Source organism: Rhodopseudomonas sp. RCAM05734 (genome assembly GCF_052658035.1).
In genome coordinates, this window is sequence record NZ_CP199742.1 from 5,156,920 (window position 1) to 5,181,545 (window position 24,626).

Sequence of the window (24,626 nt, forward strand, 5' to 3'; positions counted from 1 at the left end):
CGCCTATTATTGCAGTCCTAAATCAACTTCCGGCGGCGCCCTACGTTCCCGGGGAAGCAAATGTTACCTAAGTAGTTGGCTGATCCAAGAGGGACTTGGGAAATCGAACAGCACCCTCCTGCCATCGCCGGAGCGGCTAACCACAGCCAACCGTGCCGCCGGGCGGCGGCGAGTCGCCTGCCGACCGCGCTCAGGCGCCGAGGATATCGTGGACTTCCAGCGGCTGATCCAGCTGGGCATACCATTCGGCGCGGTTGGAAGCGCGTCGGCGGCCACGCTCATCGAGCGGCAGTTTGAGTTGGCGCAGCAGCCCGGTCACCTCTTCGCGGGCCGTCACATGGCCCATGCTGGGGCGCCGGCCGAGGGTGACTTCGTTGAGGTCATCGAGCGCCGTCAGGCCGCGGGGGAAGAACTCGCGATACACGACGCGCTCCGCAAATCCGTCGATCGCGCGGAAACCGAGCCGCTGCGACAACTGCTTCAGCCCGTCCGATACCAGTTGCTTGTTGTGCGACCCCAGCATCGACAACCGGTTGCGCACCACGATCCAGTCGGTCCCGGCGCCGTCAAGCTGGCGGCGCTTGCGACGTGCATCGCGCACCATCTCGGCATAGTGACTTGCGCCGGTCACCGCGTAGTCCACGGCATCGACGGTACCGAGTACGTCGAAGTCGAGGAAACTATCGTTGATCGGCGTCACCAGCGTATCTGCCATGGCATGGGCCAGTCGCATCAGATAGCTGTCGGAACCGGGCGTATCGATGACGATGAAATCACAGTCGCGCTCGACGGCGCTGACGGCAGCCATGAACTGCTCGAACTCGGCGGCTTCGTTGTCGGCGATCTGCATGGTCTCGCCGAGCTTGATACAGCAATGAAGCGGCACTTCGAGCTCGACGCCGCTGTGCCGCGCCCAATTGCTGCGGTTGGCGATGTAGCGGGTCAGGCTCTGCTGGCGGCAGTCAAGGTCAATGGTCGCAACGCGCTGCCCGGCCTTCAGCAGCGCGACGGCAATGTGCAGAGCAGTGGTCGACTTGCCCGACCCGCCCTTCTCATTGCCGAGCACGACGACATGCGCCGTGCCTTGCCTCTGACTGTTCTGCACCAGCATATCGCGATCCTTCAAACTATCTTCAAATCGCCCACGCCTGTGGTCAAGCTAAATGCGGATGTCCGGCGTCGGATCGCCCGCCATCCGTGCTTAATCATGAATCGCAGGGTGCGGCCGATGGCTGCAGCGGTCACGCCGGCGGGATCGGTTGGCGTCGAAGGCTTGGCGTCGAAGGCTTGGCGTAGAAGGCTTGGCGTCGACGGCCGCGCTTTGATAGAATGACAGCCCGGCCGCAAGGTCAGACCGCCCATGTTTTGACCCGAGATCGAGCCGCAATGTCACGTCCTCCCATCGTCGCCCGCACGCTCCCTGCCCTCCACAGAGCCCTTGACGGCCTGCGCGCCCGCAAGGCCACTTTGGCGATGGTGCCGACCATGGGCGCCCTGCACGATGGGCATCTGTCGCTGGTGCGGCTGGCGAAGCGGCGCGCCTCGAAGGTGGTGGTCTCGATCTTCGTGAACCCGGCGCAGTTCGCGCCCACCGAGGATTTCGGCGCCTATCCGCGAACCTGGAAGGCCGACATGGCCAAGCTTGCGGCCGAAGGCGTCGATCTGGTGTGGAATCCCGACGTCAAGATCATGTACCCGCCGGGCTTCGCCACCCGGATCATCACCGAAGGCCCGGCCATCGCCGGACTGGAAGACCGCTTCCGGCCGCACTTCTTCGGCGGGGTCGCCACCGTGGTCGCAAAACTGTTCGGGCAATGCCGGCCGGACCTTGCGCTGTTCGGCGAAAAGGATTTCCAGCAGCTCAAGGTGGTGACCCGGATGGCCGCCGACCTCGACCTCGGCGTCAAGGTCACCGGCGTGCCGACCGTGCGCGAGCGCGACGGTCTGGCGATGTCATCGCGCAACGTCTACCTCGCGCCCGCCGAGCGCGCTGCCGCGCCCGAGCTCTATCGAGCCATGAAGGCCACCGCGAAGCGTCTGAAGGCCGGGGACGACATGGAAGCCGCGCTGGCCGGCGGCGCCACCATGATCACCGACGCTGGCTTTGCGCTCGACTATTTCGAAGCCCGCCACGCCGAAACCCTGGCGCCGGTCGCCTCCATCAAGGATGGGCCGATCCGCCTACTGGTCGCGGCAAAAATCGGCAAGACGCGACTGATCGACAATGTCGGGGTTTGAACGGCGAGGCGCCGGTTCGAGCCAGGCCTAGAGCAAGCCGAGCTCGCGCAGTTCGCGGCGCATCGGCTCGGGCATTGCCTGGATGGAGGCAGCGGCCTTGCCGAGATCGGGCGGCGCGTCGCTGTCGGCGAGGTAGCGCCAGCCCTGGAACGGCCGCAGCGGTCGCGGCGCCACCGAGAACACCTTGGGCTGCATCACCAGCCGGCAGCGGTTGATGCCGGCTGAATCGCGGAACGGCTCGATGGCCAGCAGCTTCTCGCGCACCGCGATCTCGCCGCGGATTACCCAGTAGATCGAGCCGCCGTCGAGCAGTTCGGCATCCCGCTTCGGCACCATGCGGGTGATGTGGATGTGATGCTGCGGCGTGCCCTTTTCCTTGGCCACGCGAATGCGGTCCGCCACCCAGCCCTTGAACTCCTTGATAGAGTCGCAGCCGACGGCAAGCTTGATGAGGTGAAGGGCCATGGATCCGGGCGGCTGCAGCGACAGTTATGAGACGATCAGTTATCGGGTTCGGCGGCTGCCGGCGCAAGCTGCACCGGTGCGCTCTGCACAGGTGGGCGCGCCGGCTTCGGCGCCGGGGGCTTCTTGGCGGCCGGCGCGGCGGGACGCGGCGCCGCCGCCTGCGCATTGGCGGCGGCCGGCGGCGGACGCGGAGCCGACAGCGGCGGCTCGGGGGTCATGATATTGATGGGCGGAATCGAGGCGGAGGTCGGAAACTCGGCATTGGTCGGCTTGCCGGTGGGCACCGAGGCGGGCAGCGACGCCAGCCCGGTCAAGGGCTGCGGCGCGTTCCAGCCGGGCGCATAGCGGGAGACCAGACCGTCATAGGTGCGCTCCTCCATATTCGCGGCGATCTGGTTGTGGTCGGACAGCGCAGCATAGGCCGCGCAGGAACCCGGCTGGCAGCGATCGCGCGCCTGCAGCACATAGGCGACGAGGCCGTAGCGGTCGCGCTCCACGGCGCGGCGCAGCGCCGTCACACTGGCGGATATCTTCTTGTTGGCGGTAGCCACATCGCCTGCGGCGGTGAGCCGGTCGATCATCGCGCCGGTATAGGAAACCGCCGCCGCCACCGAGTCGGCCGAGCCGAACAGCACCTTCTCGCAGGCCGCCAGCACCGTATCACCGGCGATGTCGTCGACGCAGGCCAGCGCCGGCAGCGACACGGCAGGCTGCGCAAGGGCGGTCTCAGCCGATCCGCTGCTGCGCTCGCCGGCACCGAATCCGCGAATCGAGGCGGCCGCGGCGGCGCCGATCGCCAGCAGCGCGATCACCGCGAGCGCCCCGTTGGCAACGGATTTTTGGGCGCGCAACAGGGTGATCAGCACGATCAGTCCGAAGGACGCTGCCGCGCCCAGCGCCAGCCACATGGGGAATGTCGGCGATCGCCAGAGTTGTTCGAGCGACGTGGTCCAGGCCCAGTTCATCTATGAAGTCCCCGCTCGTCTGGCAGTTCGAAATCTGACGTTATGACCATCGCGCGTTGATCGACCGGTTCGATGGAAAATGATTGCGGAACGGCGGCTGCTTCCCCCGGACCAGCTTCACCGCAAGGCCAAACTGCGCGCGCAATATGCTGATGTTGTGGCGAAGCTGGCCGCCGCCAGAGTGACAGGCTCAGTCGATCTCGAACCTGTCGATCACGATGGTCTCGGCAAGACCCTCCCTGGTCCACTGCTGGAACGCCGGCAGGGCCATCATCGTATCCATGTAGCCGCGCACTTCCGGCGTGGTCGCTTCGACGGCGTAGGTCCGGAAACGGTGCACCACCGGCGCGTACATGGCGTCGGCGCCGCTGAAGGCGCCGAACAGATACGGTCCCGATTTGCCATAGCGCGTCCGGCATTCGGTCCAGCTCTGCTGGATCCGCGCGATGTTGGCCCGAGCATCATCGGACAGCGCCTTGGCGGCGATCGGCCGGTGCAGGTTCATGCCGCATTCGTTGCGCAGCGCCACGAAGCCCGAATGCATCTCCGCCGACACCGAGCGCGCATGGGCGCGGCCGGCGACATCCTGCGGCCAAAGTCGGGCTTCGGGAAAGCGCTCTGCCGCATATTCGATGATCGCCAGCGAGTCCCACACCGTGACGTCGCCATCGACCAGCGCCGGCACCTTGCCCGAGCGGGTGACGTCGAGAATGCGCTGCTTGTCTGCGGAGCCGGTATAGAGCGGAATCATCACCTCATCGAAGGCGATGCCGGCGGCGCGCAGCGCCAGCCACGGTCGCATCGACCAGGAGGAATAGTTCTTGTTACCGATCACCAGCTTCAACGTCATTTGCAGCTCCATTCGTGCTGCAGAGGTTGCCACGCATGCACGGCTGCGATCAAGCTGTACGGCGCATGCGGGTTGCCGCGACTCCGCATGCGTGCCAGCATTGCAGCCTGCCTGAGGATGAATTGATGATCGAATATTCGTGGATCGACGTATTTGCCGTCGGCTTTTTCATTTTGGAATGGGCCACCTACGCGATCACCCTGGAACGCAGCTCCTACGGTCGCGACAGCCTGTCGGCGCGGATGAACGTCTACCGCGAGGTGTGGATTCGCCGCATGCTGGAGCGCGAGGCCCGCATCGTCGACACCCACATCATGACCTCGCTGCAGAACGGCACCGCATGGTTCGCCTCGACCACGCTGATCGCCATCGGCGGCTCGCTGGCACTGCTGCGCGCCACCGACGAGGTGATGCCGATGCTGCAGAGCCTGCCGATCGGCTTCAGCGCCGCACCGGCAATGTGGGAGATCAAGTGCATCGGGCTGATCCTGATCTTCGTCTACGCCTTCTTCAAGTTCGCCTGGTCGTACCGGCTGTTCAACTATGTCGCCATCCTGATCGGCGCGATGCCGCTGGCCGAGAACCGCGACACGCCGGAAGCCGAGGCTCATGTGGTCCGTACCACCAAGCTGTTCGGCGCCGCGGCGCGCCACTTCAACCGCGGCCAGCGCGCATTCTTCTTTGCGCTCGGCTATCTCGGCTGGTTCGTCAGCCCGTGGGTGTTCCTGGTTTCGACCGCGGCGGTGGTGGTCGTTACCTGGCGGCGGCAGTTCGCCTCCAATGCCTGGGAGGCGATGGGGAAATAACAGCGTCGCGCGCTACCCGCCGGTGAAATCCTGCGGCGAGAAGACGAGATCGAGTATCTTCCATTCCTTGTACTTGGCGGCCGGCAGCATGGCGTAAGGCTGGCACGCCTGCAGCGCGCTGATCGCCGCCTGCATCAAGGCGGGCCCCTTGGCCGAAGCGCTGGCCTCGAGCAGCGTCGGCGGCCCGGCCAGCCGGCCGTCCGGCGCGAAATAGGCCCGCAGCACAATTCGCACCTTGTCGCCGGCCGCCACCGAGCCCGGCAGCGTCGAACAACTCTTCAGGTGCCGCCGGAAGGCGGCCGTATCCACCGGCGCGATGTCGGCCTTGGCAAAGGCCGCCGCGCCGATGCCGTCGCCATCGGGCAGCCCCAGCATCACGCCGTATTTGACAGTAATATCCGGTTCAGGCGCGGCGGGCGCTGGCTGCACCGGCGGCTGATCCGGCGACGCCGGCGGCTGGGCACTGGCTTGTGGCGCGGTCGCCTGAGGCTGTGTCTGAGCTTGCTGCTGCGGCGGCGGCGGTTGCGCAGGCGGCGGAGCGCCCTGTGGCGCGGCGGGCTGTGATGACGCCGCTTCCGGAGCAGCCTGCCGGGCGGCCTGCTGCGCCTGATGATCGAGATAAGAGAGTTCGGGCAGCCGGAACGGATCCGGCGGCTTTGGCGGCTCGGGCGCCGGAGTGGTCTCCGGGGCCTGCGGGGCTTCTGCCGGCGTGACTATATCGACTGCGATCGATTCAGATGGCACCGGCTCGAATGGCTGCGCGTCGGCCAGGATCAGGCCGGCCGCCAGCAGCAAATGACCGACCACCGAGACCACGATAGCCGCGCGAATGAGATGCCTTGGTTCCATTGCGATCTGAGACACTTCAACGCCACGCGATACCGCCCAGGCACGCCACCATAACCACCCTGCCGGGCCCCAGGGTCACTTATTTACCGCACCCGCCCGGACATTTCGACCCGGCGGCCGCCTCGCCTGCCCGCTGCGGCTTGCGCCTGACCGGCCGATGGCCCATGGCATCCTGATGTCAAAACCAGATTCGCGACCTGCTTCCGCCCCCTCCTTCGAAGAGTCCCTGCTCGATGCGCTGGCGCGGGCCGGCAGCGGCACGCTCAGCCCGCCGGAGATCGCGCATCTGCTGGCGCCCGAGGGCGACTGGCACGCATTGCTGATGCCGATCCGCCGTGCCGCCGTGAAACTGGCGCTGGCCGGACGGCTGGTGATCTACCGCAAGGGCAAGCCGGCCGACCCCAACGATTTTCGCGGCGTCTACCGGCTCGGCCTGCCGCGGCAGGACTGAGGCCTCGGCATCAATTGGCCCTCACGGCTCCGGCCCCGGAAACAGCGCATCACTCCGACCGGCCAGCCTGTAGGCCACCAGCCCGATCCATTCGTGCACGGCCACGTCGGCGCGCATCAGGCCCGCGCCCAGCATGTCGAACGGAATCGCCGCGTCCGACCAACCGCTGGTGCGCCAGTCGACGGGATAGGCCTCGACATCGAAGCCGGCAGCCCGGAACGTCCCGATCGCACGCGGCATATGGAATGCCGACGTTACCAGCAGCCAGCGCTCGCCGGGCTTCGGGTCCACCAGCCGGCGCGTGAAAACGGCGTTCTCGTCGGTGGTCCGCGACGCGGTTTCCAGCACGATGCGGTCTGCGGCGACGCCAAAGCTCTCCAGCAACTGGCCGGCAATGGGCGCTTCCGACATTGACGCCTGGATCAGGTTGGCGCTGCCGCCAGTGAACACGATGCGTGCTTTGGGATAGCGCCGCGCCAGTTCGAGCATCGCGAAGATGCGGGAGCCTGCTGCATCCAGTTCCAGGGCATGACGCGCCACCGATCGTTCTGAATCGATGGCGCCGCCAAGGACGATGATACCGTCCGGATCACGTCCGTCCGATTGCCAGGCCGGAAAACGCTCGCTCAGCGGCAGCATCAGCACGTTGGCGAGCGGCGAGTAGCCGAACAGCAGCAGCAACAGCACGCCGAAGGTCACCGTCAGCGTCCCGATACGTTGCCGCTTCATCAGCAGCAGCAAGGCGCCGATTGCGCAAACGCAGGCAATGGCGTTGGAAGGCAGGGTGATAAAACCCACAACCTTGGAGAGCGTGAAAAACATCGGCGATAACCGTCTGATGGACTGGCACCTGCATGGGCGATCCCGGCGCCAAGATCAATCCGCTGGCGACATCCGCGTCAGTCCCATTTCGGCGCGAAGCCGAAATCGGTGAGCCGGACGGCGGCGCGTCCCAGCGCGGAGATCCGCGCCATCTCGGCATCGGACAGCACGAAATCGAAGATCTCGATATTCTCCGACAGCCGCTCGATCTTCGAGGTGCGCGGGATCGCCACCACATTCTGCTGCACCAGCCAGCGCAGACAGACCTGCGTGGCCGACTTGCCATGAGCCTTGCCGATCGCGATCAGCGTCTCGTCGGTCTTGACCTTGCCCTTGGCGACCGGACTGTAGGCCACCATCGCCAAGCCGAGACGATGGCAGGCCTCCCTCACCTTGCTCTGGTCGAGATACGGATGGTACTCGACCTGATTGCAGACCAGCGGCTCCTTGCACAGCGCCACGGCCTCGTCGAGCAGGGCCACGGTGAAATTGGATACGCCGATATGGCGGGCGATGCCGAGCGTCTTGGCATGCGCCAGCGCGCCCAGCGTTTCCGCCATCGGCACATGCGCATTGGGCCAGTGCAGCAGCAGCAGATCCACTTCCGACAGCCGCAGCTTGACCAGGCTGTCCTTCGCCGAGCGTTCCAGATCGTTAGGCGCGAAATGCGTCGTCCAGACCTTGGTGGTCACGAAGATGTCGTCGCGCCGGACGCGCGAGGCGCGGATGCCCTCACCGATTTCTCGCTCGTTCTCATAAACCTGCGCGGTGTCGATATGGCGATAGCCGAGCCGGAGCGCCTGTTCGACAATCCGCGCGCAGGTCCGGTCACGCAGTTCCCAGGTGCCGAGGCCGAGGGCCGGAATCCTGGCGCCATTGGCTTCCACGACTTGCATCAGATCCTCCCGATCGGTTTGACGTCACGAGAACGGAAACTACGATCCTGATCATGTCCCGCATCGGCATGGACGGCAAATCGGCACAGATCCAGGCTCAGCTCGCGACGCCGGGCGCCAGCGCCGCAAACACGGTGTCCGGCGCGTGCGCGATCACTGCCAGCAGCGCGCGGGCCGGCCCACGCGGCATGCGCTTGCCCTGCTCCCAGTTGCGTATGGTCTCGACGGGCACGCCAAGCCGGGTGGCGAATTCGAGCTGGGTCAGTTGCGCGCGCTGTCGCAGGTCGCGCACCACGGGGTCGATCGACCGTGCTGCAACAGGCGCTGTCGATGCGGCAGGCATGTCCGGCGCGAGCGGTAACTCGCTTCCGTCGCGCAGTTCAACGATCCGTCCGTCCGCCTTGAGCCGCAAGCGCATGTTTGACCTCATCGACGAATGGTCGGACGATAGCGTTAAGGACAGGTGAAGACACCGATCGGATCGGTTCGCTCGCTTTCGCTGTTCCGGCGTGCCCGTACCGCATCGTCGATTGGCAACCGTACTTGCCGCCGACCTTTTGCAACGATATTGTTTGCAGATCGCTCTGGACCCGGTGAAAATCCGGGTGGCTCTTCCGGCCGCCGATCCGCTGGACCACGCACGCCGCTGCTGACAGGCCTCCCCCGCTTCATGCGGTGCCCGTTCGCGCGCTCCTGCGGAACTCTCTCTCATGAAATCGTCCTCTCCCCGCACCCACTCCGAGTGGTTTGGCGGCGCCATCAGCATCCCTCGCGATATTCTTGCCGGCATGGTCGGCACCTTCGCGCTGATCCCTGAAGTCATCGCCTTTTCCTTCGTCGCCGGCGTCGATCCGGAGGTCGGCCTGTTCGCTTCCTTCGTCATCGGCATTGTCATTGCGTTCGCCGGCGGTCGTCCCGCGATGATCTCGGGCGCTGCCGGTTCGGTGGCCCTGGTCGCCGCAGCGCTGGTCGGCAGTCATGGCCTGCAATATCTGCTCGCCGCCACGCTGCTCGCCGGGCTGCTGCAGGTCGTATTCGGCCTGCTGAAGCTCGACGTGCTGATGCGCTTCGTGTCGCGCTCGGTGCGCACCGGTTTCGTCAATGCGCTGGCGATCCTGATCTTCTCCGCACAGGTGCCGCAGATGCTCGGCGTCACCTGGCACACTTATGCGATGATCGGACTCGGCCTTGCCATCATCTATCTGCTGCCGCGCCTGACCACCGCGATCCCCTCGCCGCTGATCTGCATCGTCGTGCTGACCGTGATCGCGGTCGCCGTCCCGATGCCGATCCACACCGTCGCTGATCTCGGCCGCTTGCCGAACGCGCTGCCGGCGTTCAGCTTTCCCGGCGTGCCCCTGACCTGGGACACACTCCGCATCATCGCGCCCTATGCGCTGGCGATGGCCGCGGTCGGCCTGCTGGAATCGATGATGACCGCCAGCGTCGTCGACGACCTCACCGAGACCACCAGCTCCAAGGCGCGCGAATGCACCGGGCTAGGCCTCGCCAACATGGCCGCCGGCCTGTTCGGCGGCATCGCCGGCTGCGGCATGATCGGCCAGACCGTCGGCAATGTGCGATACGGCGGCCGCGGCCGGCTGTCGACGCTGGTCGCAGGCGTGTTCCTGCTGATCGTCATGGTGCCGCTGCGGCCGTGGGTCGCGCAGGTGCCGGTGGCGGCTCTGGTGGCGATCATGATCATGGTGTCGGTCAGCACCTTCTCCTGGGGCTCGATCCGCGACCTCGCCCGCCATCCGAAGGTGTCGGGCATCGTCATGCTGGCCACCGTGGCCGTGACCGTCGCGACCCACGATCTGTCGATGGGCGTCGTTGTCGGCGTGCTGCTCAGCGGCGTGTTCTTTGCCTTAAAGGTCACGCGCCTGATGGACGTGCAGGTCAGTCATGATGCCGTGACGGACACCCGGATCTACACCGTCTCGGGCCAGATCTTCTTTGCCAGCGCCGACATCTTTGCCGATCGTTTCGACCTGCGCGACACGGTGAGCGCGGTCCGCATCGATCTCACCGCCGCGCACCTGTGGGACATCACCGCCATCGCCGCACTGGACGACGTCGTCGGCAAGATGCGCCGGCACGGCATGGTGGTCGAGGTGATCGGCCTGAACCAGGCGAGCGCGGTACTGGTCCACCGCCACGCCCCGCTGTTGCGCGATCCACCGGCCGCGACTGTCTGATGGTGAAGGCTACTTCAGCCCGAACCACAATGTGGCGATGCCGAGGAAGGCGAAGAAGCCGACCACGTCGGTGACCGTGGTGACGAAGGTGCCCGACGCCACCGCCGGATCGGCCTTGACCTTTTCCAGCACCATCGGAATCAGGATGCCGCCCAACGCGCCGGCGACCAGATTGACCAGCATGGCGAGGCCGATGACCACGCCGAGCGCCGGAATCCTGAACCAGGCCACCGCGGCAATGCCGGTGATGACGGCAAAGGCGATGCCGTTGATCAGGCCGACCAGGCCTTCGCGGATGACCAGGCGCGTGGCGTTGTTGGGGTTGAGCTCGCGGGTCGCCAGCGCCCGCACCGCCACGGTCATGGTCTGGGTCGCGGCATTGCCGCCCTGGCTGGCGACGATCGGCGCCAGCACGGCCAGCGCCACCATCTGCTCCAGCTGGCCCTCGAACAGGCCGAGCACCGACGAGGCCAGAAACGCGGTTGCGAGGTTGACGATCAGCCAGCCGAACCGCCCCTTGGCGATGGTCCAGAAACTGTCGGACAGTTCTTCGTCCGACGTGACGCCGCCCAGCGCCTTGAGGTCTTCGTCGGCCTCCTCCTCGATGACGTCGACCACGTCGTCGATGGTGATGACACCGACCAGCCGGTTGTCGGAATCCAGCACCGGCGCGGCGACAAGGTTGTACTTGCCGAACATCCGCGCCACTTCCTCCTGGTCGTCGTTGACCGAGACGCGGCGGCGATCCTCGTCGATCAGGTCCGCCAGCGGCACCGGCCGGCGCGAGCGCAGCAGTGCGTCCAGCGACACCGCGCCCTGCCAGCGGCTGTCGCCGTCCACCGCGTAGATTTCATAGAACCGGTCCGGCAGGTCCGCGGTGTCGCGCATGTAGTCGATGGCCTGCCCGACATTCCAGTCCGGCGGCACCGCGATGAATTCGGTCTGCATCCGCCGTCCGGCGGAATTTTCCGGATAGTCCAGGCTGCGCTCGATGGCGATGCGCTCGGATTTCGGCAGCTTGTCGAGGATCTCGTCCTGGTCCTCCTCGTCCATGCCTTCGAGCAGCTCGACGGCATCGTCGGATTCCAGCTCGCGCATGCCCTCGGCGACGGTCTCCGGCTCGAGTTCCTCGAGGATCTCTTCGCGCACGGCATCGTCGACTTCGTTGAGCGCGGAAAAGTCGAAGTCGGCGCCGGTGAGCTCCACCAGGCTGACGCGCTCGTCGGCGTCGAGCGCCTCGATCAGGTCGCCAAGGTCGGCCTCATGCAGTTCGCCGACGATCTCGCGCAGGAACGCGCTGTCGGCCGCCTCGATCGCACGCGACACCGCCGCGACGAATTCGGACCGCAATTCGCCATGATCGTCGCGCATCGGCAGGTGGTGGGGCACCTTTTCCAGCACGGCGAGCTCGGTCCCATCAGCCATGCCGTACCTCGCCGGTTTGAATGCAATTGCGGAACTAGCGCGGTCTCGACAAAACGCGCTATCCATCGACGAGAACGAACCCGAAGCCGCATCTGGCATTACTCAATGGGCAAGGCCAAGCGCAATCGGAAATGTGCGGCGCGCGCGATGATCGGCCGGGAAAGTAACTTGATCGTGTTGAAGATTGCCATTGCTGTCCTGATCGCCTGCACCGCCGCCGCGCAGGCCGCCGACTGCCCGCGTAAGGACGCGCTGGGCACCGCCCGCGTTATGACGGTGGATCCGGCCGCCACTCCGCGCGTCGGCCTGCAGAGCTTTCCGCAGACCCTGCCGCTGGCGGACCATGAGGTGGTGCTGACCTTCGATGACGGCCCCAATCCGCCGACCACCGGAAAGATCCTCGACGCGCTGGCGCGCGAATGCGTCCATGCGACGTTCTTCCTGATCGGCCAGAGTGCGGCGGCACATCCGGCGCTGGTGCGGCGGATGGCGGCAGACGGCCACACCATCGGGCATCACACATGGTCCCACGCCAATCTCGGCGAGATCAGCCAGGCTGCGGCGATCGACCAGATCGAGCGCGGCATCGCGGCCGACGAGACTGCGCTGCAGGGCAAGCCGAGCAACAGCGTGCCGACCACGCCGTTCTTCCGCTTCCCCTATTTTTCATCGACTCCGGCGCTGCTCGAGGAGCTGCAAAAACGCAATATTGCCGTGTTCGGCGCGGACTTCTGGGCCAGCGACTGGAACAAGATGACGCCGCAGCAGGAATTGAAGCTGATCACCGACCGGCTGCAGGCGGCGCATCGGGGAATCATCCTGTTTCACGACACCAAGGCCCAGACCGCCGCGATGATGCCCGATTTCCTGCGCTATCTCCGCGACAACAACTACCGTGTCGTGAACATCGTGGCCGCCAGCGTCGACAAAACGGCGGCCCGGAAACCGGCCCCGTAGGCGCCGAAAACCCGGCAATCGCCGATATGATTAAGCGGGCGTTCATCGCCCTGCCGCTAGCTTCGATTTGCAATGGACAGAGTGACGGATCGCGTGATGACGAGAGTGGGGACGGGTCAACGGACAACACGGCTGACGCTGTGTCTGCTCGCCGGGATGACGCTGGCCACCGCTCGCACGGCCATAGCGGCCGACTGCCCCGGCAATCCCGGCGCGCTCGGCACCTCGCGCACCATCGTGGTCGATCCGACCGAACATCCGATCATCGGCACCATGCAGTACCGGGAAACACTGCCGCTCGAAGACCACGAGGTGGTGCTGACCTTCGACGACGGCCCGATCCCGAAATACAGCAACGCGGTGCTGGCGATCCTCGCCGAGCAATGCGTCAAGGCAACGTTCTTCGCGATCGGCCGCATGGCCCGGGAATATCCCGAAGGGGTGCGGAAGCTGATCGCCGCCGGCCACAGCGTGGGCACCCATAGCCAGAACCATCCGCTAAGCATGAACCGCATGCCGCTCGACCAAGCCAGGCAGGAGATGGACGACGGCATCGCATCGGTCAAAGCGGCGCTCGGCGACCCCGCGCGGCTGTCGCCTTTCTTCCGGATTCCCGGCCTGCTCCGCGCCGACCTGGTCGAGGACTACGCAAGATCCCAGGGCCTGCAGGTGTGGAGCGCCGATTTTCCGGCTGACGACTGGCGCCACGTGTCGTCGAAGACGGTTCACGATCTGGCGATGTCGCGGATCGCGGCCAAGGGCAAGGGCATCCTGCTGCTGCACGATATCCAGGCCCGCACCGTGGCAGCGCTGCCGCAGATCCTGGCCGACCTGAAGGCCGGCGGCTATCGGATCGTCCATGTGGTGGCAGCGACCCCCGACCGACCGAAGACGCCGACCACTCCGCAGCAATGGCAGTTGCATCCGACCTCGGAAACGGTGGCCATCTCGCGCTGGCAGAAGGTGCCGAGCTTTGCCTTTGCCGATGCGACCATGTTGCCCGCTCCCGCGGCCTTCGCCACAGACCAAGTGACCTCGTTGCCGGAATCCTTCAACAGCCTGCGGCTGCGCCGGCTGGCGCGCGGTGCCGTGCCGCTGCCGGAAGCCGCGCCATGGCCGCGGCCGACGACGCTCGAGCCGATGTTCGGCAAGGACACCTTGCCGGTGCCAGCGCAGGACCTGTTCCAGATCGGCGAGCGCAGCAACGTGCCGATCAAGGCGATGGTGCCGATGCCGCGTCAGGCGCGGCAGACGCCTGCCGCATCGCCGGCGCGCGCTGACAATCTTGCGCGACCGATTTCCATCGAAGCGGGCGCCGCGCGGCGCGCCATTCCCGGCAGCATGCCGGTGACCAGCCCGGGCCTGCAGCCGGGTCCGATCGGCGCACACTGAGCGTCAGGCGGTGGTGATCTTGGTCACGCAGAGGATCACGATCAGGCTGAGGAACAGCAGGTCGATATAGGCCTTCATCTCGCCGGACTGGCGCAGCTCCACCACTTCCTTGACGATGCCGCGGCGCGCGAGAGCCGCCGCCGGCCCCTCCCCGGAGAGACCGCCGAGCCGCCGCGCTTCGAGCTCAAGGCGCTCGATGCACTTGAAAAAGTAGAAGCTGCGCAGCGCCGATACCCCGCGCATCACCGCGTAGCCCATGATCAGACCGGCGAGAATCGCCCGCTGCTGGTAGCTGATATTGAAGTTGAGGCTGAAATAGACCATCGCCAGAAAGGCGAAGTTCGACGCGAAGCGGTAGGCGTAACTGAGATATTTCATGGTCCGCTCCAGTTTTGCTCCGACATCGATTGATCGGCGGTGCGGGCGGAGTGCTAATGGTAACTTGTTACAGGAAAACTAAGGCTGGACCACCAATTGCTCGGATCGCAATCATCCACAGGCCATCTAAGGCAGTCGATCATCGGTTCGGTCAACCATCAATTCCCAGGCGAGGATCGCGGCGGCAATCTGTAACATGCCGGTGGCAGTCTCCGCCCCGGACAGTGAATTGTCCACAGCTGCCGCAAGGGGGCCGCACCGATCAGCCGGCGACACCAAGGAAGTCGCTCATCAGCCTGGGATTGGCTGTGATGTCGGCAGGCGTCCCCTCGAACACAACATGACCGTTGTTGATGCCGTAGACGCGGTTCGCAAAGCTCAGCGCGGCCGCGACGTTCTGCTCGACCACGATCATGGTCCGGCCTTCAGCAGCCAGGTTACGCGCGACCTCGACCAGATCGCGCACAATCAGCGGTGCAAGTCCCTCGAATGGCTCATCCAGAAGGATAATGCGTGCGTCCCGGATCAGCGCCCGTGCGATCGCCAGCATCTGCTGCTCGCCGCCGGACAGGGTTCGCCCATGGGATTTGCGCCGCTCCTTGAGCCGCGGGAAGACCGCATAGATCCGCTCGAACGACCAGGCGTCCGGCGCAGTCAGTGCCGCGATGCGCAGGTTTTCCTCGACGGTCAGCCCGCCGAAGATGGCGCGCTCCTCGGGGACCAGTTGCACGCCCATGCTGGCGATGGCCGACGGCGGCAATCCCCCGATCTGCTTGCCATCGAGACGAATGCTGCCGCTACGCGGCGCCAGCACGCCCATGATCGAGCGCAGCGTCGTGGTCTTGCCGGCGCCGTTGCGACCGAGGAGCGCGACGACTTCGCCCTGCTCGACCCGCATCGACAGATCGAACAGGACATGGGAATCGCCATACAGCGTGTTGATCCGATCGATCTCAAGCAGGCTCATGTGCGTGCAACCCTCCCAGGTAGGCGTCCTGCACGGCCGCATTGCGCCGAATGTCATCCGCCGAGCCGTCGGCGAGCAGCCGGCCCTCGTAGAGCACGGTGATGCGCTCGGCCAGTTCGAAGATCGCATCGAGATCGTGTTCGACGATGACCACGGTCCTCGCGCGGGCGATATCGCGGATCAACGCACAGGTGGAAACCCGCTCGGCGGGGCTCATGCCGGCAAGCGGTTCGTCAAGTAGCAGCACGTTCGGACTGGTGGCCAGCGCCATGCCGATCTCCAGCCGCCGCTTCTCGCCATAGGCCAGAATATGCGCCGGCGTATCGGCGCGATCGCCGAGATCGAGCAGCGCCACGATGGCTTCGATCTGCTGCTCCACCGCGGGCAGGCTGTCGGCCCGACGCCACAGGTCGAGCCGCCACGCTCCACGCTGGCGGGCCAGTGCCGCGATACGCAGGTTCTTGCGCACCGACAGGTTGGCGAAGAGCTGGTTCAGCTGGTTGCTCTTGGCCACGCCAAGCTGGGCGGCCCGGCTGACGCCGACACCGGACAGCTTCTGGCCGAACAGCCGCACCTCGCCCGCTGACGGGCTGACCTCGTCGAGCAGCATCTTGAACAACGTGCTCTTGCCGGCGCCATTGGGGCCGATAACCGCATGGATGGTGCCACGACGCACCTTGAACGAGACGCCGTCGACAGCCTTGAGGCCACCATAGTGCCGCGCCAGCGCGCACGCCTCGAGGGCAATGTCGTCGGTGCCGGTCGCCGCCGCCGGCAACGGCAGGGTGATGTCGACAGGTCGCCTTGCGCCCGTGGCGACAACCACGCCCGCCTCGATAGCCTCTGTCCTGGCCTCCGCGGCGCGCAACCTGGCGAGGTTACGCCGCTCGCTCCACCAATGCGCGATCTCGCCGCCAATGCCCCGCCGCAATCCGATCACCAGAAGGATGAAGGCAATGCCGAGCACCAGCTTCCACAATGTCGCAAGACCGGGGATCAATTGCAGATTGTCGCGCAGCCACAGCCAGACCGCGGCACCGAGCAGCGGCCCGATCAGCGTCCCGGCGCCGCCGACGATGGTCTGCACGACGAGTTGCCCGGAGTGCTCCAGCGAGAACGCATCCGGCGGCATGTAGCTCTGAAACGTGCCCAACAAGCCGCCGGCAAGCCCGGCGTAAAGCGCGGCGATGACGAAGGCGGTCAGCTTGTAGGCCGGGACATGGTGTCCAAGCATTGCCACGCGGCCGGTGTTCTCCTTGATCGCGCGCAGGATGGCGCCGACCGGCGACGCGACGATGCGGCGCGCCAGCACATAACCGGCAAAGAAGATCACGGCGAACAGCACGTACATCGGCATGCCGGCGCTGATGCGCAGCGCGCTGGCGCCGAAGCCGAGCACCGGCACGGGAACGCCGGCTATTCCGTTCTCGCCGCCGGTGTAGTTCGACAGCGGCGAGTTCTCGATGAAATAGGCCATCTGGCCGAATGCCAGGGTGATCATCGTGAAGTAGATTCCGATCCGCCGCACCGCGAGCCAGCCGACCAGCAGCCCGAACACACCCGCGGCCAGCGTTCCCGCCAGCAGCGCCAGCCATACGCTGCCGAGCGTTCCGGACACCAGCAGGTAGGCGGTGACGAAACCGCCGACGCCGTAAAATGCCGCCTGGCCGAATGACAGCAGGCCGGTCAGTCCGAACAGGATATCGAAGCCGAGGCCGAACAAGCCCCAGTTCAGCACCCGGCTCAGCAAGTCCTGGGAGAATCCCAGATGCGGCAGCAGGACGGGCGCCGCAACCAGCGCCAGCAAAACCCCCAGTTCGGGAAGATAGGTGCGCACGGACCTGGACCAGAGGTCGCTCATACCCGACCTTCCGAACCGAACAGGCCCTGCGGACGCAGCACCAGCAGCAGGGCCATCAGCGCGTAGAGCATGACTTCCGAATAGGAGGAGTTGAAGGCGCTGGTCAGGCTGATGATCTCACCGGCGATGAGCCCGCCGACCACCGCGCCCGGGAACGAGCCAAGGCCGCCGAGCACGATCACCACAAAGGACTGGGCCATGAAATTGGCGCCCATATCGGGCGTCACCGAGACCACCGGCGCATAGAGCATGCCGGCGAGCCCGACGGCGACGACGCCGATGGCGAACACCAGCAGGAAGGCGCGGCGCACATTGATGCCGAGAATGCCGACCATGCCGGGATTCTCGATGCCCGCGCGCACCACCAGGCCCATCGAGGTGCGGTACAGAACGAGATAGAGACTGAGCAGCAGTCCGGCGATGATGGCGATCAGCTGCAGGCGATAGGTCGGATAGATCAGGAAACCGAGCTGGGTCGCGCCCTGCCCCCATGACGGCACCGGTACGCGCTGGGCGTTGCCACCGAAGCCGGCGCGGATGCACTCCACCAGCACGATGCCGATTCCGTAGGTGACGAGAATCTGGTCCTCATGCGGACGGTCGTAAAACAGACGGATAATGATGCGCTCGAGCAGGAAGCCGACCACCAGCATGAACACGCAGCCGATCGCCAGCGCCAGCACGAATGACGACGTGTATTGCAGGGCCACGAACACCGTATAGGCGCCCACGGCGAACAATGCGCCGTGGGCGAAATTGAGCACGCCGAGCGTGCCGAGGATGATCGTCAGACCGCTGCTGACCAGCGCCAGCAACGTGCCGAGGGCCAGACCGTTGAACGCCTGGGAGATGAGGACGGGCCAACTCGGCATTGCATTTCCTTCAGGTATAGGGGCCGAGCTTGCAGCCAAAGAAGTCCGGCGTGTTCATCACGCTTTCGCCATCGACCACATCGACGATATCGTAGAAATCTTCCGGATGCTTCATCGCCGCCGGCGCCTTGCCACGCAGGATCGGGATCGGCCGCACCATCTGGTGATCCTCGGCGCGGAAGTAGACCTTTCCGATGGTGGTGTCGTAGGGCGTCGCCTTGGAGGCTTCCATCGTCTTGATCACCTCGACCGGATGGAAGGTGTTGGCGCGCTCAACCGACATCGCCCACAAGTAAGTCTGCATGTAGCCGATATGCGCGCCCCAGCGCGGATAGTACTTGTTCTGGGCGACGAAGCTTTCCACGAACGTCTTGGCCAGCGGGTATTTGTCCTGCAGGCCCCACCAGAAATCGCAGCCGCCGTAGACGCCCTGCATCAGTTCGGCGCCGAGCTCCTTGTCCTGGAACGACGACAGGTTGGGCACCACCAGCTTCATGCGCTTCAGCACGCCGAACTGCTCGGCCTGCTTGGTGGAGGCCACCGCATCGCCGCCGAAGGCGATGTTGACGAACACGTCGGCGCCGCTGTTGGCGATGTTCAGCAGGGCCGAGCTGTAATCGGTGGTGCCGAGCGGCACGACTTCCTTGGCGACCTGCTTCCAGCCCTGTTCGGTCGAGAACTTGGCGAAGCTGTCGTAGACCGTGTGCCCGTAGGTGTAGTCCGGCACGAGGAAAGCGGCCTTGAGGTTCTTGCCGAGCGCCTTGGCGACGACGGGCGCGAGCGCCTTGGCGGCCATGTAGGCGTTCTGCTGCGAGCGGAAGCCATAGCGCTGGCAGTTCTTGCCGGTGATATCGTTGGAGCCGGCGATGCCGACCATGTACAGCACCTTTTCGCGGGAGGCGAGTTCTTCAAGCGCGATGGCGCTGGCTGACGACACCGAGCCCGACACCATGATGGCCTTGTCGCGCTGGATGAACTGCGTCGAGCTCTGCACGTCGAGGTTCGGCTTGCCTTCGGTGTCCGACACCTTGTAGCGGATCTGGCGACCGAGCACACCCTTGCCTTTCAGGCTCCAGGCCTTTGCGGCGTCGCTGCCGGCATTGATCTGCGCGATGGCCAGTTCGTAGCCGAGCTTGAGATCGCCGCCATCGCCGGAGAACACGCCGGTCAGGGGAATGGTCAACCCGACGAACACCGAGTCCGCGGTGACGCCGTCCGGAAATGTGCCGATGCTGGCCGGCGCCTGCGCCATAGCGCCGAATCCCGGCAATGCCAGACCTGCTGCGCCACCGACGCTTCCAAGCAAGAACTTCCGACGGTCAAACTGCATCACGCATCCCCTGTTTTCGATCACCGCCGGATGGCCGGTGAGCTGCGATTTCGACTGGGCCCGCGCCGGGCGGCGCGTGGCGGCGATGAGCGGCAGTTTCCGTTCACCCTGTAGCCTTTCACCTAGCAAGCATCGTGCCCTTCGCGCCGTCATGGCCGGTGCCGACCACCCATGCGCCGCGCGTGCGGCAAAATGCCTGCCTATCCTTCCAGTGCGAGCGGTTCGACGGGATCCGCGATCGCGGTTGCATCCGCCTCGTTGGTAAACGTCACCGGGTGAAGACGACGGCGGTTGACCCGCAGATCGAAAACGTCGAAGCGGTTGTAGTAACCGACCACATCGTGAAACTGCTTGGGCTCGACGCATTTGTTGAGATCGATATCAGCGTAGAGAATGCCCTCGTCCTCGCACAGCGACTCGCCGATCTGCTCGCCGGTGGGGTCGAGGAAGAACGACGCCGCGCGCGGCGTGCCGTCGAGCACGGCGGCGGCCGATGGATCGCGTGCCACCAGCATGTCGCGCGCCGCCTTGTCGAGCACGCCGGCAGTGACTAGGCCGAACACCTTGGCTTCGAAGCAATGCGCGCTGGCGCGAATGCGGGTCGCGGCGGCGATGTGGTAATTCACGCCATCGGAGGGCCGCCGCGTCGGCCACACCGGCGGCCAGCTCGAAATGTGAAACTGCTCGCCCTGCGCCATCAGCGCGTAGCGCGCGAGGGGATTGGTGTTCTCACCGCAGATCAGTTGCCCGATCCTGCCAATCCTGGTGTCGACCACGCGCAGGCCTGCGCCGTCGCCCGGACTCCAGATCAGCTTTTCGTAGAACGTCGGCACCAGCTTGCGGTGATGATTGAGGATGGCCCCATCGTCGCCGATCAGCAAATTCGAATTCCAGATCGCCCCGACGCTGGCCGGCGACTTCTCGCTGATGCCGATCGAGACGAAGATGCCCAGCGCCCGCGCTTCGTCGCGAATGGCCTTGACCTCAGGCCCGTCGACCAGCACCGACTGGTCGGCCATGCGCACGAACAGGTCGTGATTGTCGATCGGCGCCCACAGCGCGGCCCATACCGGGAAGGCCGGAATGAAGGTCTCCGGAAATGCCACCAGCGCCGCACCGTTGCCGGCTGCCTCACGGATGAGCGCCAGCGCCTTTTTCGTGGTCGCAGCCTTGTCCAGAAATACCGGCGCAGCGTGCACCGCAGCAGCCTTGAAGGTTGGAAGCATCGATCTGTCCCCTGTTCCTGGCAGGCTAGGTGGCTTGGCGCGCCGGCGGGTATAGGAAATTCTGCAACCCGGCTTGCAACCTGACCGCTGCGCCGCGATGCTGGCGATGCCGCGACGTTGGCACACCTCTTGCTGCTGGATGGCCATGCAGGATTTCAACGGACTCGACTGGGACGATCTCAAGGTCTTTCTCCACGCCGCGCGCGGCGGCAGCCTGGGCAGTGCCGCCAGACGGCTGCGTGTCGATCAATCCACCATCAGCCGCCGGATCGCGCATCTCGAGAGTACCCTCGGGATCGCGCTGTTCGAGCGGCTGCCGTCAGGCCTGCGCGTCAACGAGGCCGGCGACCGCCTGCTGTGCCACGCTGAGCGCATCGAGAGCGCGGTCATCGCCATGCGCGAGGACGTGCAATGCGGCGGCACGCAGATGGCAGGCCGGGTCCGGCTGGCCACCATGGAAGGCATTGCGTCGCTCTATCTCGCGGCGCGGCTATCGCGGCTGCGCCGGCAGCACCCCCACCTGACAGTCGAACTGCTGACGTCGCCGCAGACCGTGTCGGTCAACCGCCGCGAAGCCGATCTCTTCCTCAGCTTCTTCCAGCCGAGAGGGCAAGGCATGGTGTCCGAGCAACTCGGCAGCTTCCGGCTCGGCCTCTACGGTGCGCGGGATTATCTCGACCGCGAGGGAATGCCCGACAGCGCCGCCGATCTCGCACGGCATAGCTTCGTGACCTATATCGACGATCTGATCCAGCTCGACTCGGTGCGCTGGCTTGACGACATCATCAAGACGCCGAACGTCAGCTTTCACTCCAACAGCATGATCGCCCAGATGAACGCCGCTGCCGGCGGAATCGGTCTGGTGCTGCTGCCGAGTTTCGCGGTCGAGGGACGCCGTGACCTCATGCCGGTCCTGCCACGACAATTGTCAACCTCTCGCGAGCTCTGGCTCAACGTCCACACCGACCTGCAATTCGTGCCGCGCATTCGCGCGGTGTCGGGCTTCCTGAAAGCCACGTTCAAGGCGGATCCGACCATGCAGGCGAATACGTCCGGCGCGCAATTGCTCGATGCGTTGATGGACGGCGAACACCTCAAGCCCGTCATTCCTGCCCAGAGGCTGCAGGGTGCGGCGGCGATGGAGCGCGCCGCGCCGCGACGGACCACGCGCCTCTGATCGGATCGGTGACAGGAACAGGTGCGGATGATCACCGATCTAGATGATGGTCCGCATCGCGGGCTGCATTGCCTGACGCTCTATTTTCCCCAGCGCAGCACGACCGGATCGAGGCGCTTGGCAATCTCCAGAAGACCCGCGCGCGTCGCCGGATGCACGTTCTGCAGCGGATGGCGAACCATGTCCGACCCGATTACGCCGCCCTCCTTCATCAGGATCTTGCAGGCCTGCAAACCGCATTGCCGGTTCTCGTAATTGATCAGCGGCAGCCAGCGTGCATAGGCCGCCGCCGCCTCTTCACGTTGCCCGGCGAAATAAGGATCCACGATCTGCCGGATGCCGTCGGGGTAGCCGCCACCGGTCATGGCGCCGGTCGCGCCGGCATCCAGATCGGCCATCAGGGTGATGGCTTCTTCGCCGTCCCAAGGGCCGACAATGCTGTCGCCACCCGCCGCGATGAGATCGCGCAGCTTGGCGGCGGCCATCGGGACCTCGATCTTGAAATAGCTGACGTTGCCGATGTCCCTCGCCATGCGTGCCAGAAAGTCGACCGAGAGCGGCGTCCCCGCGACCGGGGCGTCCTGGATCATGATCGGGATGTCGATGGCATCGGAGACGACGCGATAGAAATCGAAGATCGCCTTTTCGGACACGCGAAAGGTGGCGCCGTGATAGGGCGGCATGACCATCACCATGGCGGCGCCGGCCTGCTGGGCCTGCCTGCTGCGGACGGCGCAGATCGACGAGCTGAAATGCGTGGTCGTGACGATGACCGGCACCCGGCCGGCGACATGCGCGAGCACCGCATGCATGATCTGGTCCCGTTCGGCGTCGGTCAGGACGAACTGTTCGGAGAAGTTGGCGAGAATGCAGATGCCGTTGGAGCCGGCGTCGATCATGAAATCGATACAGCGCCGCTGGCCATCGAGATCGAGCTCGCCGCGATCGTTGAAAATCGTCGGCGCGACAGGAAAAACGCCGCGATAGGTGCGAATGCTGGCTTGGCTCATCTTGGTCCTCTTCGGATGCGATTCTTGATTGTCGCGCGCCGCGAACCATCGCCGACCGGACAATCGACCGGTGGCGGCAGGATTGGCTCGCAGCCGGCGCAATCTCAACGCCATCGCCGGGCAAAAAGCAACTGCGGAGCCCGCCGCGCATACCGCGGGCTTGAACCGAAAGATGAGTGATTTCAACAAAGTATGAGGTGTGGTGCGCTCGGAGGGACTCGAACCCCCACCCTGTTACGGACTGCCACCTCAAGGCAGCGCGTCTACCAATTCCGCCACGAGCGCTAAAGAATCCGGCCCCGGACTTTCGCCCGACCGGATCAACCGGCGCCGATGTAACAAATCAATGATGGGGGGACAAGGGCTGCGGAGCGATCCGCACCACCTATCTGTGGTCTGCGCTCCGCGGCAACATTTGCTTGACTTCGACCGCGATGCGGTTGCGGTTGACCTGCACCACGCCGCTGGCGATCGGCAGGTTGTTGGCGAGGATCCGCACCTCATCCTGCTCGCCGGCATCCAGCTCAATGATGGCGCCGCGGCTGAGCCGCATCACCTGATGGACGGGCATCGAGGTGGTTCCGAGGACCACCATGATATCGACTGTGACATTATCGAGGGTTGGCACTGGGGACCTGAACTCACACATGCAAGATTGCATTGCCCAGAGATCAACACGTTATGGTTAGCCAATGGTTAATGATCGCCAGACCCTCGATTTGACGCCGTTTGCGCAGGCAACGGGCGCCGCAGCCGTGGAATGGCGGGTGTCCGACGCCCCCGTCGGCTATCCCGAATCCGTGGCGGCGATGGAATCACGCGCCGCGGCCATTGCCGCCGGCGAGGCGCCGGAACTGGTCTGGCTGCTCGAGCACCCCCCGCTCTACACCTCCGGCACCTCGGGCAAGGCCGGCGACCTGCTGGACGCGCGTTTCCCGCTGTACGAGACCGGGCGCGGCGGCCAGGTCACCTATCACGGACCGGGCCAGCGGGTTGCCTATGTGATGCTCGACCTCAAGGCGCGACGGCCGGACGTGCGGGCCTATGTGGCCGGCTTGGAAGAGATGATCATCCGCACGCTCGCCGCCTTCAACGTCAGGGGCGAACGGCGTGAAGACCGTGTCGGCGTCTGGGTCGCGCGGCCCGACAAGGGACCGGGTCACGAGGACAAGATCGCCGCCATTGGCGTCCGGCTGCGGCGCTGGGTCTCGTTCCATGGCATCGCCATCAATGTGGAGCCCGACCTCAGCCATTTTGAGTCGATCGTGCCGTGCGGCGTGGTCGATCCCCGCTATGGCGTCACCAGCCTGGTCGACCTCGGCCTGCCCGTTGGCATGACCGACGTCGACATCGCGCTGCGCCAGGCCTTTGCCGAGGTGTTTGGCGAAGCGGATGCGCGAATGGCGGAAACGACCGCCTGAATTTCCGATTCGAATGTCAAACAGCTAAGCGCTCTCGTTCTCGCGGCGCCTATGGCGTCCGAGGTGTGAG

General features: G+C 65.3%; 25 protein-coding genes, 1 tRNA gene and 1 other annotated feature. Of the genes, 8 read left to right on the forward strand and 18 right to left on the reverse strand.

The window, feature by feature from the left end; genetic code table 11:
• Nucleotides 1–190: 190 nt before the first annotated feature.
• Nucleotides 191–1,111 carry a division plane positioning ATPase MipZ gene (locus ACUXVA_RS24430; RefSeq protein ID WP_445488689.1) on the reverse strand — a complete coding sequence of 307 codons (921 nt, stop codon included), beginning with the start codon at nucleotides 1,109–1,111 and terminating at the stop codon, nucleotides 191–193.
• 275 nt (nucleotides 1,112–1,386) lie between these two features.
• Between ACUXVA_RS24430 and panC the strand changes: the two genes are divergently transcribed.
• Nucleotides 1,387–2,238, forward strand: coding sequence for a pantoate--beta-alanine ligase (gene panC / locus ACUXVA_RS24435; protein ID WP_265083265.1), 852 nt, complete (start codon nucleotides 1,387–1,389; stop codon nucleotides 2,236–2,238).
• A gap of 27 nt (nucleotides 2,239–2,265) precedes the next feature.
• Here panC and ACUXVA_RS24440 read toward each other — a convergent pair whose 3' ends face one another.
• The 3 genes from ACUXVA_RS24440 to ACUXVA_RS24450 all read right to left on the reverse strand — a co-directional run bounded on the left by ACUXVA_RS24440 (nucleotide 2,266) and on the right by ACUXVA_RS24450 (nucleotide 4,518).
• Nucleotides 2,266–2,703 (reverse strand): DUF1489 family protein, encoded by a 438-nt coding sequence (locus tag ACUXVA_RS24440; protein ID WP_445488691.1) that lies wholly within the window; start codon nucleotides 2,701–2,703, stop codon nucleotides 2,266–2,268.
• Nucleotides 2,704–2,738: 35 nt separating this feature from the next.
• Nucleotides 2,739–3,668 (reverse strand): hypothetical protein, encoded by a 930-nt coding sequence (locus ACUXVA_RS24445; RefSeq protein ID WP_445488693.1) that lies wholly within the window; start codon nucleotides 3,666–3,668, stop codon nucleotides 2,739–2,741.
• Nucleotides 3,669–3,858: 190 nt separating this feature from the next.
• A complete protein-coding gene (locus ACUXVA_RS24450; RefSeq protein ID WP_445488695.1) occupies nucleotides 3,859–4,518 on the reverse strand; it encodes a glutathione S-transferase family protein in 660 nt (219 codons plus the stop codon).
• A 125-nt stretch (nucleotides 4,519–4,643) separates the two neighbouring features.
• On the opposite strand from ACUXVA_RS24450, the gene ACUXVA_RS24455 reads away from it, so the two are divergent.
• Nucleotides 4,644–5,324, forward strand: coding sequence for a DUF599 domain-containing protein (locus ACUXVA_RS24455; RefSeq protein ID WP_445488697.1), 681 nt, complete (start codon nucleotides 4,644–4,646; stop codon nucleotides 5,322–5,324).
• A gap of 12 nt (nucleotides 5,325–5,336) precedes the next feature.
• Here ACUXVA_RS24455 and ACUXVA_RS24460 read toward each other — a convergent pair whose 3' ends face one another.
• Entirely contained in the window at nucleotides 5,337–6,188 is an 852-nt protein-coding gene (locus tag ACUXVA_RS24460) for a hypothetical protein (RefSeq protein WP_445488699.1), read from the reverse strand.
• Between the two features lie 160 nt (nucleotides 6,189–6,348).
• Here ACUXVA_RS24460 and ACUXVA_RS24465 point away from each other — a divergent pair, with 160 nt between their 5' ends.
• Nucleotides 6,349–6,624, forward strand: a complete 276-nt coding sequence (locus ACUXVA_RS24465; RefSeq protein ID WP_445488701.1) for a DUF3253 domain-containing protein — start codon at nucleotides 6,349–6,351, stop codon at nucleotides 6,622–6,624.
• 21 nt (nucleotides 6,625–6,645) lie between these two features.
• Here ACUXVA_RS24465 and ACUXVA_RS24470 read toward each other — a convergent pair whose 3' ends face one another.
• The 3 genes from ACUXVA_RS24470 to ACUXVA_RS24480 form a co-directional block, all read right to left on the reverse strand.
• Complete coding sequence (locus ACUXVA_RS24470; RefSeq protein ID WP_445488703.1) at nucleotides 6,646–7,446, reverse strand: YdcF family protein; 801 nt, start codon at nucleotides 7,444–7,446, stop codon at nucleotides 6,646–6,648.
• A 77-nt stretch (nucleotides 7,447–7,523) separates the two neighbouring features.
• Nucleotides 7,524–8,342 carry an aldo/keto reductase gene (locus ACUXVA_RS24475; RefSeq protein WP_445488705.1) on the reverse strand — a complete coding sequence of 273 codons (819 nt, stop codon included), beginning with the start codon at nucleotides 8,340–8,342 and terminating at the stop codon, nucleotides 7,524–7,526.
• Between the two features lie 97 nt (nucleotides 8,343–8,439).
• Nucleotides 8,440–8,760 carry a helix-turn-helix domain-containing protein gene (locus tag ACUXVA_RS24480; RefSeq protein WP_265083260.1) on the reverse strand — a complete coding sequence of 107 codons (321 nt, stop codon included), beginning with the start codon at nucleotides 8,758–8,760 and terminating at the stop codon, nucleotides 8,440–8,442.
• A gap of 165 nt (nucleotides 8,761–8,925) precedes the next feature.
• Nucleotides 8,926–8,981: a sequence feature (sul1 is cis-regulatory element that is thought to sense ions involved in sulfur or methionine metabolism; They are found in Alphaproteobacteria), on the forward strand.
• A gap of 71 nt (nucleotides 8,982–9,052) precedes the next feature.
• Between ACUXVA_RS24480 and ACUXVA_RS24485 the strand changes: the two genes are divergently transcribed.
• Nucleotides 9,053–10,540 (forward strand): SulP family inorganic anion transporter, encoded by a 1,488-nt coding sequence (locus ACUXVA_RS24485; protein WP_445488707.1) that lies wholly within the window; start codon nucleotides 9,053–9,055, stop codon nucleotides 10,538–10,540.
• Between the two features lie 9 nt (nucleotides 10,541–10,549).
• Here ACUXVA_RS24485 and mgtE read toward each other — a convergent pair whose 3' ends face one another.
• Complete coding sequence (gene mgtE, locus ACUXVA_RS24490; protein WP_445488709.1) at nucleotides 10,550–11,965, reverse strand: magnesium transporter; 1,416 nt, start codon at nucleotides 11,963–11,965, stop codon at nucleotides 10,550–10,552.
• Nucleotides 11,966–12,133: 168 nt separating this feature from the next.
• On the opposite strand from mgtE, the gene ACUXVA_RS24495 reads away from it, so the two are divergent.
• Entirely contained in the window at nucleotides 12,134–12,922 is a 789-nt protein-coding gene (locus tag ACUXVA_RS24495; protein ID WP_413776477.1) for a polysaccharide deacetylase family protein, read from the forward strand.
• A 96-nt stretch (nucleotides 12,923–13,018) separates the two neighbouring features.
• Nucleotides 13,019–14,314 (forward strand): polysaccharide deacetylase family protein, encoded by a 1,296-nt coding sequence (locus ACUXVA_RS24500; protein WP_445488712.1) that lies wholly within the window; start codon nucleotides 13,019–13,021, stop codon nucleotides 14,312–14,314.
• Between the two features lie 3 nt (nucleotides 14,315–14,317).
• Here ACUXVA_RS24500 and ACUXVA_RS24505 read toward each other — a convergent pair whose 3' ends face one another.
• The 6 genes from ACUXVA_RS24505 to ACUXVA_RS24530 all read right to left on the reverse strand — a co-directional run bounded on the left by ACUXVA_RS24505 (nucleotide 14,318) and on the right by ACUXVA_RS24530 (nucleotide 20,948).
• Nucleotides 14,318–14,692 (reverse strand): hypothetical protein, encoded by a 375-nt coding sequence (locus ACUXVA_RS24505; RefSeq protein WP_265083257.1) that lies wholly within the window; start codon nucleotides 14,690–14,692, stop codon nucleotides 14,318–14,320.
• A gap of 262 nt (nucleotides 14,693–14,954) precedes the next feature.
• Entirely contained in the window at nucleotides 14,955–15,659 is a 705-nt protein-coding gene (locus ACUXVA_RS24510; RefSeq protein WP_265083256.1) for an ABC transporter ATP-binding protein, read from the reverse strand.
• A complete protein-coding gene (locus ACUXVA_RS24515) occupies nucleotides 15,646–17,520 on the reverse strand; it encodes a branched-chain amino acid ABC transporter ATP-binding protein/permease (protein WP_265083255.1) in 1,875 nt (624 codons plus the stop codon). The genes ACUXVA_RS24510 and ACUXVA_RS24515 overlap by 14 nt, the downstream gene beginning before the upstream one ends.
• Complete coding sequence (locus tag ACUXVA_RS24520; RefSeq protein WP_265083254.1) at nucleotides 17,517–18,392, reverse strand: branched-chain amino acid ABC transporter permease; 876 nt, start codon at nucleotides 18,390–18,392, stop codon at nucleotides 17,517–17,519. The genes ACUXVA_RS24515 and ACUXVA_RS24520 overlap by 4 nt, the downstream gene beginning before the upstream one ends.
• 10 nt (nucleotides 18,393–18,402) lie before the next feature.
• Entirely contained in the window at nucleotides 18,403–19,722 is a 1,320-nt protein-coding gene (locus ACUXVA_RS24525; RefSeq protein WP_445488716.1) for an ABC transporter substrate-binding protein, read from the reverse strand.
• 200 nt (nucleotides 19,723–19,922) lie between these two features.
• Nucleotides 19,923–20,948: a carbon-nitrogen hydrolase family protein gene (locus ACUXVA_RS24530; protein ID WP_445488718.1), complete on the reverse strand. Its 1,026-nt coding sequence runs from the start codon at nucleotides 20,946–20,948 to the stop codon at nucleotides 19,923–19,925.
• 145 nt (nucleotides 20,949–21,093) lie between these two features.
• Between ACUXVA_RS24530 and ACUXVA_RS24535 the strand changes: the two genes are divergently transcribed.
• Nucleotides 21,094–22,125, forward strand: coding sequence for a LysR family transcriptional regulator (locus ACUXVA_RS24535; RefSeq protein WP_445488720.1), 1,032 nt, complete (start codon nucleotides 21,094–21,096; stop codon nucleotides 22,123–22,125).
• 80 nt (nucleotides 22,126–22,205) lie between these two features.
• Here the strand turns inward: ACUXVA_RS24535 and ACUXVA_RS24540 are convergent, their stop codons facing one another.
• From ACUXVA_RS24540 to ACUXVA_RS24550, 3 genes are all read right to left on the reverse strand, one after another.
• Entirely contained in the window at nucleotides 22,206–23,135 is a 930-nt protein-coding gene (locus tag ACUXVA_RS24540; protein ID WP_445488722.1) for a dihydrodipicolinate synthase family protein, read from the reverse strand.
• Nucleotides 23,136–23,335: 200 nt separating this feature from the next.
• Nucleotides 23,336–23,420 (reverse strand) — tRNA-Leu (locus ACUXVA_RS24545).
• Between the two features lie 100 nt (nucleotides 23,421–23,520).
• Entirely contained in the window at nucleotides 23,521–23,784 is a 264-nt protein-coding gene (locus tag ACUXVA_RS24550) for a FliM/FliN family flagellar motor switch protein (protein WP_445488724.1), read from the reverse strand.
• A gap of 43 nt (nucleotides 23,785–23,827) precedes the next feature.
• Here ACUXVA_RS24550 and lipB point away from each other — a divergent pair, with 43 nt between their 5' ends.
• Nucleotides 23,828–24,556, forward strand: a complete 729-nt coding sequence (gene lipB, locus ACUXVA_RS24555) for a lipoyl(octanoyl) transferase LipB (RefSeq protein ID WP_445488726.1) — start codon at nucleotides 23,828–23,830, stop codon at nucleotides 24,554–24,556.
• Nucleotides 24,557–24,626: the final 70 nt, after the last annotated feature.

Coding starts and splice junctions, on each gene's coding strand:
- ACUXVA_RS24520 (WP_265083254.1), bottom strand. CDS start 18,392: ATGCCGAGTTGGCCCGTCCTCATCTCCCAGGCGTTCAACGGTCTGGCC.
- ACUXVA_RS24525 (WP_445488716.1), bottom strand. CDS start 19,722: ATGCAGTTTGACCGTCGGAAGTTCTTGCTTGGAAGCGTCGGTGGCGCA.
- ACUXVA_RS24465 (WP_445488701.1), top strand. CDS start 6,349: ATGTCAAAACCAGATTCGCGACCTGCTTCCGCCCCCTCCTTCGAAGAG.
- ACUXVA_RS24510 (WP_265083256.1), bottom strand. CDS start 15,659: ATGAGCCTGCTTGAGATCGATCGGATCAACACGCTGTATGGCGATTCC.
- ACUXVA_RS24450 (WP_445488695.1), bottom strand. CDS start 4,518: ATGACGTTGAAGCTGGTGATCGGTAACAAGAACTATTCCTCCTGGTCG.
- ACUXVA_RS24475 (WP_445488705.1), bottom strand. CDS start 8,342: ATGCAAGTCGTGGAAGCCAATGGCGCCAGGATTCCGGCCCTCGGCCTC.
- panC (WP_265083265.1), top strand. CDS start 1,387: ATGTCACGTCCTCCCATCGTCGCCCGCACGCTCCCTGCCCTCCACAGA.
- mgtE (WP_445488709.1), bottom strand. CDS start 11,965: ATGGCTGATGGGACCGAGCTCGCCGTGCTGGAAAAGGTGCCCCACCAC.
- ACUXVA_RS24550 (WP_445488724.1), bottom strand. CDS start 23,784: ATGTGTGAGTTCAGGTCCCCAGTGCCAACCCTCGATAATGTCACAGTC.
- ACUXVA_RS24470 (WP_445488703.1), bottom strand. CDS start 7,446: ATGTTTTTCACGCTCTCCAAGGTTGTGGGTTTTATCACCCTGCCTTCC.
- ACUXVA_RS24505 (WP_265083257.1), bottom strand. CDS start 14,692: ATGAAATATCTCAGTTACGCCTACCGCTTCGCGTCGAACTTCGCCTTT.
- ACUXVA_RS24540 (WP_445488722.1), bottom strand. CDS start 23,135: ATGAGCCAAGCCAGCATTCGCACCTATCGCGGCGTTTTTCCTGTCGCG.
- ACUXVA_RS24485 (WP_445488707.1), top strand. CDS start 9,053: ATGAAATCGTCCTCTCCCCGCACCCACTCCGAGTGGTTTGGCGGCGCC.
- ACUXVA_RS24515 (WP_265083255.1), bottom strand. CDS start 17,520: ATGAGCGACCTCTGGTCCAGGTCCGTGCGCACCTATCTTCCCGAACTG.
- ACUXVA_RS24440 (WP_445488691.1), bottom strand. CDS start 2,703: ATGGCCCTTCACCTCATCAAGCTTGCCGTCGGCTGCGACTCTATCAAG.
- ACUXVA_RS24535 (WP_445488720.1), top strand. CDS start 21,094: ATGCAGGATTTCAACGGACTCGACTGGGACGATCTCAAGGTCTTTCTC.
- ACUXVA_RS24530 (WP_445488718.1), bottom strand. CDS start 20,948: ATGCTTCCAACCTTCAAGGCTGCTGCGGTGCACGCTGCGCCGGTATTT.
- ACUXVA_RS24445 (WP_445488693.1), bottom strand. CDS start 3,668: ATGAACTGGGCCTGGACCACGTCGCTCGAACAACTCTGGCGATCGCCG.
- ACUXVA_RS24430 (WP_445488689.1), bottom strand. CDS start 1,111: ATGCTGGTGCAGAACAGTCAGAGGCAAGGCACGGCGCATGTCGTCGTG.
- ACUXVA_RS24480 (WP_265083260.1), bottom strand. CDS start 8,760: ATGCGCTTGCGGCTCAAGGCGGACGGACGGATCGTTGAACTGCGCGAC.
- lipB (WP_445488726.1), top strand. CDS start 23,828: ATGGTTAATGATCGCCAGACCCTCGATTTGACGCCGTTTGCGCAGGCA.
- ACUXVA_RS24455 (WP_445488697.1), top strand. CDS start 4,644: ATGATCGAATATTCGTGGATCGACGTATTTGCCGTCGGCTTTTTCATT.
- ACUXVA_RS24500 (WP_445488712.1), top strand. CDS start 13,019: ATGACGAGAGTGGGGACGGGTCAACGGACAACACGGCTGACGCTGTGT.